The sequence below is a fragment of the Paenibacillus sp. FSL H3-0286 genome (assembly GCF_045040705.1).
Lineage (GTDB): Bacteria > Bacillota > Bacilli > Paenibacillales > Paenibacillaceae > Paenibacillus_AQ > Paenibacillus_AQ odorifer.
This window is the reverse complement of the sequence record NZ_CP150285.1, coordinates 1,972,504-1,984,868: the sequence shown is the minus strand read 5'-3', so window position 1 is coordinate 1,984,868 and position 12,365 is coordinate 1,972,504. Positions and strand designations below refer to the sequence as shown.

The 12,365-nt window shown below is 43.0% G+C and carries 10 protein-coding genes; 1 reads left to right on the top strand and 9 read right to left on the bottom strand.

Going from position 1 to position 12,365, the window contains the following annotated elements; translation table 11 throughout:
* Positions 1–92 precede the first annotated feature (92 nt).
* From MHB37_RS08490 to MHB37_RS08455, 8 genes are all read right to left on the bottom strand, one after another.
* Positions 93–347: an AbrB/MazE/SpoVT family DNA-binding domain-containing protein gene (locus MHB37_RS08490; RefSeq protein ID WP_036684437.1), complete on the bottom strand. Its 255-nt coding sequence runs from the start codon at positions 345–347 to the stop codon at positions 93–95.
* 126 nt (positions 348–473) lie between these two features.
* Entirely contained in the window at positions 474–938 is a 465-nt protein-coding gene (trmL, locus tag MHB37_RS08485; RefSeq protein WP_076135879.1) for a tRNA (uridine(34)/cytosine(34)/5-carboxymethylaminomethyluridine(34)-2'-O)-methyltransferase TrmL, read from the bottom strand.
* A 124-nt stretch (positions 939–1,062) separates the two neighbouring features.
* A complete protein-coding gene (gene serC, locus MHB37_RS08480; protein ID WP_076126439.1) occupies positions 1,063–2,151 on the bottom strand; it encodes a 3-phosphoserine/phosphohydroxythreonine transaminase in 1,089 nt (362 codons plus the stop codon).
* 106 nt (positions 2,152–2,257) lie between these two features.
* A complete protein-coding gene (locus MHB37_RS08475; RefSeq protein WP_405169141.1) occupies positions 2,258–3,145 on the bottom strand; it encodes a hypothetical protein in 888 nt (295 codons plus the stop codon).
* Positions 3,146–3,256: 111 nt separating this feature from the next.
* On the bottom strand, positions 3,257–5,995 hold the full coding sequence (locus MHB37_RS08470; protein WP_405169140.1) for a GH36-type glycosyl hydrolase domain-containing protein: 2,739 nt from the start codon (positions 5,993–5,995) through the stop codon (positions 3,257–3,259).
* A gap of 29 nt (positions 5,996–6,024) precedes the next feature.
* Positions 6,025–6,861, bottom strand: a complete 837-nt coding sequence (locus MHB37_RS08465) for a carbohydrate ABC transporter permease (protein ID WP_036684447.1) — start codon at positions 6,859–6,861, stop codon at positions 6,025–6,027.
* The gene (locus MHB37_RS08460) at positions 6,861–7,754 is read right to left on the bottom strand and encodes a carbohydrate ABC transporter permease (protein ID WP_076126435.1); all 894 of its coding nucleotides are present in this window, start codon (positions 7,752–7,754) and stop codon (positions 6,861–6,863) included. Before MHB37_RS08460 ends, MHB37_RS08465 begins: the two co-directional genes overlap by 1 nt.
* Positions 7,755–7,881: 127 nt before the next feature.
* Positions 7,882–9,252: an ABC transporter substrate-binding protein gene (locus tag MHB37_RS08455; protein WP_076126433.1), complete on the bottom strand. Its 1,371-nt coding sequence runs from the start codon at positions 9,250–9,252 to the stop codon at positions 7,882–7,884.
* A 376-nt stretch (positions 9,253–9,628) separates the two neighbouring features.
* Between MHB37_RS08455 and MHB37_RS08450 the strand changes: the two genes are divergently transcribed.
* A complete protein-coding gene (locus MHB37_RS08450) occupies positions 9,629–10,663 on the top strand; it encodes a LacI family DNA-binding transcriptional regulator (RefSeq protein ID WP_076101584.1) in 1,035 nt (344 codons plus the stop codon).
* A gap of 135 nt (positions 10,664–10,798) precedes the next feature.
* On the opposite strand, the gene glnA is transcribed toward MHB37_RS08450, so the two are convergent.
* Positions 10,799–12,223, bottom strand: a complete 1,425-nt coding sequence (glnA, locus tag MHB37_RS08445; RefSeq protein ID WP_036684454.1) for a type I glutamate--ammonia ligase — start codon at positions 12,221–12,223, stop codon at positions 10,799–10,801.
* Positions 12,224–12,365 lie beyond the last annotated feature (142 nt).

Genomic DNA, 12,365 nt, shown 5'->3' with positions numbered 1-12,365 from the left:
CATAAAAAAACTGCCCCCCAAGTAGAAGAGTTCTACGAAGAGGACAGTTTTTTTATAAGCTCTTGGCTGTCAAAATTCAAAATATGTACTTCTTAGGCATGCCTTGGCAATTGAGTCATTTCCGAAAGGCATGCAGAACAAATATAACGATCTTTATATTCGCTTACACCATCCATCGATCCACAGAAAACACATTTTGGACGGTAACGCTCCAAGATGATATGGTCACCCTGTACCAAAATTTCAACCGGGTCGCCTTCATTCATCTGATACCTTTTACGCAGGGACTTAGGCAGAACAATTCTACCCAACTGATCCACTTTGCGAACTACACCAGCAGGTTTCATAACTAACGTACACCTCTCCTGTTCAAGAAAAATTATTTAGTAGCTACTACTTATTTCGGCTCTTTCAATATATTTCGTTACCTAATTGTCGAATCCTGCTGAAAAAAATAAAAAATTTGTCTTTTTTTAAATAAGATTAGGGAAATCCAATTGTCGAAGCGCCTCGTACACAATAATTGCTGCCGAATTGGATAAATTCAGAGATCTCACAGCATCACTCATTGGCATGCGCATTTTTGTTTCTTTACCTGCTTCTAGAATCTCTGCAGAAAGCCCCTTCGTTTCCTTGCCAAAAACAAAAAAATCGCCATCTTGGAACTCAAAGTCGCTGTATCTTTTCTCTGCTTTCGTCGTTGCGTAAAAGAAACGCCCCTCGCTATATTTCTCCAAAACCTCAGCAAAGGAGTCGTGATATTCAATAGTAACAGCATGCCAATAGTCTAATCCTGCTCTTTTTAATGTAGCATCGTCTGTACGGAATCCGAGTGGACGAACCAAGTGAAGATGAGTGCCGGTAGCGGCGCAAGTACGCGCAATGTTGCCAGTATTGGCCGGAATTTCCGGCTCGACTAATACGATATGGAGTGCCATTATATGGTTCCTTCCTCTCTAAAGGCTTAATAGCCAGATGTTTTACTCTAGTGCCTAACCATAGCTTCTCCAAACAAACTGAAAACCTTCCACCAAGAAGGCGGAAGGTTATAGATAGAATTCATTAACCTTGAGTTTGCCGGAAATGGTTCATGAAATCGGATAGTGCTTTTACACTTTCGTAAGGAACTGCATTGTAGATGGAAGCACGCAAGCCCCCAACACTGCGGTGACCCTTTAAGCCGACAAAACCTTCCAGTTCAGCAGCTTTGACAAACTGCTTTTCGAGTTCTTCTGATTGCATCCGGAAAGTAACGTTCATAATAGAGCGGCTGCCTTGTTCTGCAACACCACGGTAGAAACCGTCACTTCCATCGATGTGATCATATAACAGACCCGATTTTTCAAGGTTCTTGGAATGGATGCCAGCTAAGCCGCCTTGCTCCTCAATCCATTTTAATACTTCGTTCACCATATATACAGAGAAAGATGGAGGTGTATTGTAAAGAGAGTTATTCTTATAATGAGTGCTGTAACGCATGATAGTAGGAATGTTAGAAGGTGAATCTGCAAGCAATTCTTCTTTCGCGATAACTACAGTCACGCCTGAAGGTCCAAGGTTCTTTTGTGCTCCGGCATAGATCATTCCGAATTGGTTCACATCGATTGGACGGCAAAGTATATCACTGGACATATCCGCGATTAACGGAATCGAGCCTGCATCCGGAAATTCTGCATATTGCGTTCCTTCAATGGTCTCGTTGGAAGTAACATGAAGGTAAGCAGCATTCTCCGCAGCTTTGATCGAACTTAATTCAGGTATAGCCAAGAATTTCTTATCTTCGGAAGAAGCAGCAACATGAGCGCCTCCTACCAATTTGGCTTCTTTATAAGCTTTATCTGCCCAGCTACCTGTCATTACATAGCTACCTACTTGGCCTTCGGAAATCAAGTTCATAGGGATCATTGCAAACTGCGTGCTTGCTCCGCCTTGTAAGAACAATACCTTATAGCCCTTCGGATTGCCGAGGAGCGAAAGCAGACGTTCCTGCGCTTCATTATGCACGGATTCGTAAATGGCACCACGGTGCGACATCTCCATGATAGACATTCCACTTTCCCGGAAATCAACAAACTCCGCTTGTGCGCGTTCCAGTACCGTAAGCGGCAATGCTGCCGGTCCGGCATTAAAATTGTATGCTCTCTTATTCAAAACTGCTCCCCACCCTTTCTCTCCTATCAATATGGATATGGTTATGATAGCAATATTCTCCCGCACCAGCAAGTATAATTATTCACATAAAAGGTTAAGACGGTACTCATTCCGCAGTGAAAAACCGGTAAGATCGGCGCCAGCTCTTGCTTTGACGCGGTAAAAGACTAATGTTCACAAATACTTCAGGAGAGACTACATGACCTTCTCCCCACAGGGCCATACGTTCTATTGGAAAGTCCCCACTCTCTCGCACGCCTGCTCCACTAGGCTTATGAACCAACTCCCACGTGAACTCATTTTCCTGACCTTCCCAACCGCTCAACTTGCAATAAAAGGGTTTATCCGGTTCCTTTGACCAAGTAAGGGTATTCCCGGATACCTCTAGCAATTCTTTCGTATAGGAGGATTCTGGTTCTACTACCTTGAGTTCCCTCGGAAGACGCAGTTCGAAATCCTGCCCAATATTCAACCCGTCGATTCCGATGAAGTTGTGAATATATTCCTCCGTATGGAAAGGCTTTTGCCCTTTGTTATGCAGTTCATATGCAATTATTAATTGATCCCTCTGTAAAGAAATCGTTTTGGTTAGCTGCACAGCATATCCGTTGCTTTCCATCGGGTGGATCGTATAGGTGACCGCATCATTCCCTGCTTCGATATCCTTACTAAAAGAGGTTAAGGGGAACTCCTCATTGAAACTGTATAATGGGGAATTTCCTTTTTGTAACAATCCGACTCCGATTTTTGGAAACCAGCCTCCGATTGGTGCTTCATCATATCCAATTGCCCGGGAAATGCCAAACTCATTACAAAGCCCCTTGCCCCCAGTTCCTTCGCCTGGCTTCAAGCTTTCCGGCACACAAAACGTATGTTTCCCCTCTTCTAATGTCACCTGTGTAATAAATCCTGTCCAGTCAAAACGAGTGCCCTTATACTCTCCGATATCAGCGATATCGACAGTTAATATGCCATTTGACAGTCTGTAACCCATACCTAACGCGCCCTTTCGTTCATTGTTACAATGAATAAATATTCATTATTGAAAAAAACGTCTGCAGCCGCTATGAATAACGGTGCAGACGTCTTAAAATATCGTATAAAGCTACGCCAATGTCACTTCAATCAAGTGGCATTTCTCTGTCTGCAGAGAGAGCAACTCTTCACGCGGAATAATCGCACTTCCTAAGCCGCGCTGCAGCGTCACCTCGCTGCCATTCAGGGTAACAGCGTGTATTTGGTACTCCCCGTAGTTTAAGCTTCCTGTGGCTTTATAGACCACTTCAAACTCGCGATCCGCGAAGATTGTCTTAATAGAGGCTTTTCCCTCAGAATCAAACTGCTCTTTAACAAGCTTCGGTTCCAACAAAAGATCGCCTAGCTTACCTTTTACACCAAATACTTCAGTAACCATAGTTAACAGCAGCCAGCTTGCTGATCCTGTTAAATACGTATACATCCCTCTGCCTTGCTCGTTAATATACTCAGGAATTCCTGGGTATATGCGGGCTTTTGCAAAGTCAGTACTTAAGCTATACAGAGATTCTAATACTTTATGTCCTTCTTTCACATATCCGCGTTTATACAACGCATTGCCATACATGATGGTCATGTGACTGAACATAGCACCGTTCTCTTTATGTCCAAAGGCAAAGCCAAAGGCGCGACCCAGATTCTGCTGGATGCCTCCGAAACGGGAATTAAGTCTGTACCCAATTTTGTCATCCAGTAGATTACGATCCACGGCGGCAATGATATGCGGAATTTGCTCTGGCGCAGCTGCATGACCCATCAGCGGGAATACTTGACCTGTAAGCGTCATTCGAACGCCTTCTGCGAATTCCCCTTCCACTTGTTCTCCATCATTATTATAATAACCGTTAAACCAGCCTCCACCTTGTTCACTTTCCACCCACTCATTGCGGCGCAAGTGATTAAAGATCCACTCTGCTTTTTGTTCCAGATCGTCCGCTACTGTCTCTATGTCGAGTGCTGCACGAATACCGCTAACTTTGTTCGGAGCGGCAGCATAATATTGATTAAGTCTTTCATGCTTGCCTGATACAGATTCATAATCCACTTGCTCACCAAGCGAATCTAGCAATAGTTTCATTTCTTCTGCCAATTCAACTGTCTCTTGCCCTTTAGAAGTCTTTAGCGTACGCAGCACACGAGAAATATCCAATAAGTTACTTGCGTAGAATGCTGTGAAAGCTACACTCTCACCCCGGTCTGCGCCCATATCAAGACCATCATTCCAGTCTGCACCCTCCAGCAGGATATTATTGTGCTCTCCAACATTAAAGAACGGAACCAGATTTTGCAGCAGGATATGTTCCAGAATCGTACCTTTATAAACCTCACCAGAAGTTGTTCTGAGATCACTTCCTAGCGAGGTATCCCATGAAGTATCACGTTCCTTACAGCGACTCATAAAGGTATCGCGGAAATACGTCTGTTCCTGCAATAAGAAATCAAGATCACCACTCTGATCCAGATATAACATAGTAGTTAAGAACGGCCAAGCCCCATGATCCATCCACACCCGCGGGATGTTGTTACGGTCGGCAATAAATTCACCAGGCTGTTGACCGATAATAGTGGCATTACTACCATCTATTCTTACCCCAGCGTAGTTGTTCAGCAGTAAGCTCCGTACTTCAGCCGGTTCCATAATAAGGAGTGCTAGACAATCCTGCCAAAGATCCCGCCAGCCACGTCCGCCTCTTCCATAATCATGATAAGGCAAGAAGGAGTTACCATAAAGTCTTCTCAGCACGGGTTGAATCGTAACCCATTTCATCCATTGGTCAGCATCTGAATCACCGGTATGAAATTCTACCATATTCACTTTATCTGCCCAGAAGGCCTTAGTCTCCTCAAGCAAATGATCAAAAGCTTCAGATGTACCATATTTGTTCATCAAAGCATCCACGTCAATTCTCTCATTATGGATCGCCATAACTACTATATAAGAATGGCTGTCACCAGGAGACAGAGTAAGCGTCTCGTAACGAAGACCCCCGATAGCCTCATATCCCTCTCTTTGTACGCCTCCGCCCTTGCCAATCTCCGGCGTGTTGTTCAGGATAACAGCTTCTGGCCAATCCAGGCTTCCACCTTCTCCAATGAACTCCTCCTGCACCGGAAAGAACCCCGCAGGTTGACTGCCGTCACCCTCTGCACCAAATACTCCATAAGAAGTGTGATTGATGCGGTGTCCCCGCTCATCAAAGGAGAGCGCAGGCTGAACCTCAACACCATAGGGTGAAGTATAAATCCGGTTAAGCAAGGAGGTTACATGTCTATGATCGCGCAGATCATCCGCCGAACGCGCGTAAATCGGAACTACCGCTGTCGGTGTCAGCGTAATAGCCTCTGCTGCTGTATTGGTCAACGTAACCTTCATTAATTCGACTTTATCATTACCACTTGGCACAAAGCTGGTGATTTCTGCTTTAACACCCATCTCTGCGTTACAACGCGTTACGCGTTGCCACAAGAAACCAGCCTCTAGTACTGCTTCATCAGTAGACGATGTATAAAAATCGGCATTTTGCTTAGCGGAGTTCCCCACTGCCGACCAAGCTCCCTTGCCGTCTACGTATACCCAGAAGTTGCGGGAAGCCCGCGAATTATGCAAATCTTCAACAGATAATGGCGGTGTTAAAAATGAATTATGACCTGTGGTAACCTGACCATGAAGTTTTGGAGTTACTGTCGACATCATTCCCCCTTCATTCACTAAAGGGAAATATAGAAAACTGCTGCGATCCGGTTGCTGAAGCCTGAATTCCCCATCATTTCCGGTGAATTCGAAGCCATGAATTTTATTACGATCCATTCTCTCCATCCTCTCATTTACACAACTACTTAAGCTTTAACCGCACCTGCCAATGCACCGTCAACGATATACTTTTGAATGAAGGTGTATAGGATGATAAGCGGTGCAGATACGATCATGATCCCGCACGCCAACATAGGCCAGTTGTTTCCGTATTGACCGCGGAATTCTTTAAGCCCGAAGGTGATTGGATAGTTTTCTGGACTCGGTAAATACATGACCGGCCCCACGAAGTCATTCCAGATACTAATTGCTGTTAGAATAACACCTGTAGCAATTACTGGTTTCATAAGTGGCATGATGATCTGGAACAAATAACGCATATATCCAGCGCCATCCATACCTGCTGCTTCATCCATCTCCCGGCTAATTCCTTTGATGTAACCTACAAACATCATGAACACGATACCCGTTCCGCCTGTTTTAAGGAGAATGTAACCCAGCTTCGTGTCATAACCTACAAATCCTAGCTCCTGTTTCATGGTAAGCATCAACTTGAACTGTGCGACCATTGGATTCGGCAGGAACTGAGACATCAAGAAGAACAAATAAATAAACCCGCTCCACTTCACATAATTTCTCGCCACCGGGAAGGCCCCGAATAACGAAACAATTAGGGTCAGCACTGTTGCTACGGCTGTATACAGCAGACTGTTTAAGAAATAATTAGAGAAATTACCCTGTAGCCAAGCTTCTTTATAATTATCCCATTGAATACTTTTTACGAGACCGATAGGATCTAACAGATATTCTGTAAAGGACTTGAATGAAATATTGATTACAAATAACAACGGCATGATATACAAAACAAGCAACACTGCAATCAGAATATAAGAGAGAGTTTTGGCGGTTTTGGAATCCTTCATTAATATTCCACCTCTCTCTTACGCATTTGTTTCACTGCAAATACTACAAACACCAGAATCATAAGGAACTGAACCACGGAAAGCGCGGAAGGAAGTCCCATCTGTAGAGAACCACGGAACGTCTCTTTATAAACGTCATATGCCATCGTTCTTGTGTTAAAGCGACCGTCCGTAGTTGCGAGAATAATATCAAAGGTGGACATCGCACCGATAATAGACAAAATAATGTTAATCGTAAAGGATGGAGCGATAAGTGGGAATGTGATATTTTTAAAAGATTGCCACTTCGTAGTTCCGTCTATATATCCAGCCTCATACAAATCTTTGGGTACGGATTGTAGTCCCGCAAGGAAAATCAACATTGAATATCCCATATACATCCAAATTTGCGTAAATATAATATAACCGAACGCATGAGTGAAGCTTCCAAAGAACATATCTTTATAACCGAACAAAGAATCATACAGTTGGTTAACCGGACCACTCAGCGGATCGAACATCATGCCCCATACCAGTGCAACTACCGCCACACCAAGCACAACCGGTAAAAAGAATACCGCGCGATAGAAATAATCGCCTTTCAGCTTCTGATTGATAACTACGGCCATAAGCAGACCGACACCGTTCTGTACAATGGTTACAATGACCATGAAATAAATAGTACGTATAATGGAATCCCAACGCTCGCCTGAATTTCCTGAGTAAAATACATCATAATAATTGTCAAGGCCTACGAAACTCATCTTGCTTCCAGGAACGTTAGTGATATCTGTAAATGAATAGATGACCGTCATCATAGATGGGCCAAAATAGAAAATTACATACAATGATAATGGAATCATTAGCAGCAGAAGCGGTATATATCGTTTAAAACCTTTCCCGAACGGATACATTTCTCTCACCTACCCAATCCTAATTCAATAAAATGATCGGGGCCTGCACAAAACAGACCCCGAAGCTGTAAAACATGTTTGGTGTACAGTATGTTGTAGATTCTTTTTTATTTATTGGGATAGCTACTTATTTAGGTGCTGCTGCTTCCCATTCTTTTTGTTGTACGTCTGCAAGCTCTTTAGCGGTTTTAAACTCGCCGCCTGGTGCCAAATACTCAGTGTGAACGCCTTCAGCTGCAATGTGTTCACCAACGTTGTCACGGTTAATCATCATAATTTCATAAGCAAGCTCGAAATCTCCAGTCATGTATGGAGCAAGTTCTTTGTCAATAAAATCACTTTCAGTGGCAATATTGTCTTGTGTAGGCAAGAATCCTGCTGCTTTAACATATTCTGTGTAGTTTTCTGGTTCAGAGAAGAATTCCAGCCATTTCAAAGCGCCTTCTTTGTTCGGGCCTTTTTCTGCTGCATACCAAGTTACATCGTATTTACCGACAAGAGAATTATTCTTAGCAGCATCTTCTGTAGCTGGGATTGGGAAGTAACCAAATTTCACATCTGGATTTGCTGCCGCGATCGTAGGAGCATCCCAAGTTCCGTCAGCAATCATAGCTGCTTTTCCTGTTGCGAAAAACGAAGGTGCTGTTGCATAGTCGATACCCAAGAAACCGTCGATGATGTAGTTATCTTGAAGCGTCTTCATTTTCTCCAATACTTCTACAGCCTCAGCATCGTTAAATGCCGAAGTTCCCTTCCAAACGCCCTCAATCCATTGTTGTTGGTTGCCGCCACCCAAAATCTTAGCTTGCAAACCGAACACTGGCAGTTTCAATGGCCATACGTCTTTACCAGCCACTACGATTGGAACAATACTCTTGGCTTTCAATGTATCTAGAACACTAATGAACTCTGTCCAAGTTGTAGGTACAGTCAGACCGTTTTGTTCAAAAATTTCTTTATTATAGAAGAATCCTGACATTGCTACTTTACCGGTTGGGATTGCATACACTTTATCTTTATAAGTGCCGGCTTTAGCAATATCATTCGCATTGTAGTTTTTAACGAAAGCTTCGTTGCTCAGATCAGCAATCAGTCCGGAATCAATCCATTGTTGCCAGTCTGGCACTTTCGCACCTGGTGTCCAATCTTTCGGGGACAATCTCATACCGGATAGATCGGCAAGAACATCTACGTCACCAGCTGTAATTCTTGCTCTTTGTGCTTGTTTGAATTCATCATCCGGACCCGTGGTTGTGTACTCCACTTTGTATTCCGGATATTTTTCTTCAAACTTTTTATTAATTTCTGTAATGACCTTGTTAATATTCTCTTGTTTCCAGTGTAAGATCTTAATCACTTTCTTATCACCAGATGCAGGCTTGTTTGTTCCGCTGCCCGGAGTAGCCTCACCATTCGCGTTGTTATTGCTGTTTCCACATGCTGCTAATGAGAGCACTAGCGCTGAGCTCAACAATACCGCAGAAAGCTTCTTTACCATTTTGTTACCCCCCAGATAATTTGTTATGACCCTTTTAACGAAACCACATGTTAATTTCTGAAAATCACGAAACAGTAAGGACGATATCACAGAAAGCGGTTTCGGTGTTTTTATTATTACATCGTTATTTGTCTTTGTAAAGTCTTTTTTCTTTGTTCGTTTTTGAACGTTTTTTGAACCAAATATTCAAAAAAACCTTTAAAACCAAGCATAATCCTAGTTTAAGAGTAAACATTCCATTGACTATAATCTTATTGAACTATAAAATAAGTAACGAAACTATTTCGTAAATCATAAATTCAAGTCATAAAAAATAGCCTTGAGTAGATTTTAAACATATATTACGGAACATTTTTCACTATAAGGGGGACTTAATTTGGCCTACAGCATCAAAGATATAGCGAAAATTGCTGGAGTTTCTGTTTCGACAGTATCCAAAATCATTAATAACTACAGTGATATTTCGGAAGATACCAAGACAAGGGTTCAACAAATTATAAAAGAAACTGGATATACCCCCTCCAATTCAGCTAAAACATTGGCTACGAAATCATCCAATCTAATCGGAGTGATTTTTGCCGGAATGCTGAATGTCGACTTTACCCACCCTTTTTTCATTGAGGTGCTAAATTCATTCAAAAAACAAATGGGACTACTAGGTTACGACCTTATCTTTTTTTCCAATGAAAAATTCCAAAGTGGCGATACTAACGATTATCTTGCCCGTTGCCAGCATTTTAATGTAGATGGGTGTGTGCTTCTATCCGGACAGGAGCTAGAAACCTCTATCAGCGAATTAGACAACAGTGCAATTCCGTGTATCGGCGTAGATTTAAAGCTGACCGGTGACAACTCTGGTTTTATCATGTCGGATAATTTCAAAATGTCCTCCAAAGTGGTGGAACACTTTTACTTACTGGGCTATCGAGAGCTTGGCTACATCGGCAGTTCCTCAGATTCAGACATCTCCAATATGCGCGAAAGTGGTTATCGCAAAGCTCTTGAAGATTTAGGACTGCCTATTAACGAGAATTGGTTCTTAAACGGAAGTAACTTCTTTGAGGCCAGCGGGTATGAGACGATGCGTAGAATGATTGAGAATGGAAATTTACCTAGAGCGATCTTCGCGGCGTCGGATCAGCTTGCTATAGGGGCGATGCGTGCCCTTAAAGAGGCTTCTATCGCCGTTCCTGAAACTGTCGCAATTATTGGCTGTGATGATATCGAGGCCTGCAATTATACAACCCCCCTACTGACTACCATCCGCCAAAATAAAGATAAGATCGGTCGCCTAGCAGCTCTAATGCTATATGATCTAATAAACAACCAATCAGGCACGAGTTCTTTCAGCGTGGAGCCAGAGCTTATCATTAGAGAGTCCTGCGGCGCTCCTGAACGGGGGCTAGTATAGTCTTTCTTAGCATATAGTCATAGGGCACAGTAAAACCCATTACTTTTCCTGATTCATAAAAAAGAAGCTGCCCCAAGTAGAATTCACTACTTTTGAGACAGCTTCTTTTATTATAAAGATTATAATAGAGGAATCTTATAGATCGAAGTACAGGGCATATTCATGTGGATGAACACGAATTGCAACCTCTTGTGCTTCAGAACGTTTCAGAGCAATATAGTTATCGATGAAGTCCTTAGTAAATACGTCGCCTTCTGTTAGGAACTCGTAATCAGCTTCCAAAGAATCAAGCGCTTCGCTCAGGCTGCCTGGAACACTGCGGATTTTTTCTTTATCTGCATCAGACAATTCATAGATGTTCTTATCCAGAGGACCATAACCCAATTCTTGCGGGTTAATCTTGTTCTTGATTCCGTCCAGACCTGCCATCAGCATTGCGGAGAATGCCAAGTAAGGGTTAGCTGTGGAATCCGGTGTGCGGAATTCGATACGACAGCCTTTTGGTGTCACAGCTGCTACCGGGATACGAACTGCTGCAGAACGATTTCCTTTGGAGTAAACCAAGTTAACCGGTGCTTCGTAGCCAGGAACCAGACGTTTAAAGGAGTTGGTGCTTGGGTTAGTCAAAGCGATCAATGCTGGTGCATGATACAAAATACCACCGATATAATGAAGAGCCATTTCGCTCAGGTTAGCATAAGCGCCTTTTTCGTAGAACAAAGGAGTGTCTCCGTCAAAGATGGATTGATGCACGTGCATTCCGCTACCGTTATCACCGAACAGCGGTTTTGGCATGAAGGTTGCTACCTTGCCATACTGACGTGCAGTGTTTTGTACAATATATTTATAAGTCATGAGATTATCAGCAGTTTTCTTCAAGGTATCAAAACGGAAGTTAATTTCCGCTTGACCTGCAGTGGCTACTTCATGGTGATGACGTTCAATGCGTAGTCCAACTTCAGCAAGCAGACGGCACATTTCACTGCGGATATCCTGTTGGGAGTCAACTGGTGCTACAGGAACATATCCACCTTTAACGCCAACTTTAAATGCCAAGTTGCCGCCCTCTTCTTTACGACCCGTATTCCAAGCCGCTTCTTCAGAATCTACGAAGAATGAGGATCTGTTCATGCCACTTTCGTAACGAACATCGTCAAAGATAAAGAATTCTGATTCAGGCGCGAAGAATGCAGATGTACCTACTCCGCTTTTTTGCAGGAATTCTTCTGCTTTCACAGCAATACCGCGAGGATCGCGCTCATAACGTTCGCCATCAGGAGTGAAAATGTCGCACATCACGTTCAGCGTTGGATGAGCTGTAAACGGATCTATGAATACACTATTCGGATCAGGCATCATAACCATGTCTGATTCTTCAATACCACGGAAACCTTTGATGGAAGAACCGTCGAATGCTACCCCATTTACAAAAGTTTCATCTTCCACTTCAGAAGCTGGCAGAGAGATGTGGTGGGCACGACCACCTAAATCTACGAATCGAAAATCTACCCACTCGATATTGTTCTCTTTAATTGTTTGCAACACTTTTTCAACCGACATGAATTTTTCCTCCCCCAAGTTCCGAACATTAGGCCGCTCACAGTATGCAAATGTTCTTGTTTTAATTTTTTTTGCTGTCGTAATTATAAATCTCATACCTAACATCGTCAATGCTTATGTCAGGTATTTCTTTCAGCAATGT

Excerpts from the sequence above, each read along its gene's own strand:
- MHB37_RS08490 (WP_036684437.1), bottom strand. The coding sequence starts at position 347 with ATGAAACCTGCTGGTGTAGTTCGCAAAGTGGATCAGTTGGGTAGAATT.
- trmL (WP_076135879.1), bottom strand. The coding sequence starts at position 938 with ATGGCACTCCATATCGTATTAGTCGAGCCGGAAATTCCGGCCAATACT.
- MHB37_RS08475 (WP_405169141.1), bottom strand. The coding sequence starts at position 3,145 with ATGGGTTACAGACTGTCAAATGGCATATTAACTGTCGATATCGCTGAT.
- MHB37_RS08470 (WP_405169140.1), bottom strand. The coding sequence starts at position 5,995 with ATGGATCGTAATAAAATTCATGGCTTCGAATTCACCGGAAATGATGGG.
- MHB37_RS08465 (WP_036684447.1), bottom strand. The coding sequence starts at position 6,861 with ATGAAGGATTCCAAAACCGCCAAAACTCTCTCTTATATTCTGATTGCA.
- MHB37_RS08460 (WP_076126435.1), bottom strand. The coding sequence starts at position 7,754 with ATGTATCCGTTCGGGAAAGGTTTTAAACGATATATACCGCTTCTGCTG.
- MHB37_RS08455 (WP_076126433.1), bottom strand. The coding sequence starts at position 9,252 with ATGGTAAAGAAGCTTTCTGCGGTATTGTTGAGCTCAGCGCTAGTGCTC.
- glnA (WP_036684454.1), bottom strand. The coding sequence starts at position 12,223 with ATGTCGGTTGAAAAAGTGTTGCAAACAATTAAAGAGAACAATATCGAG.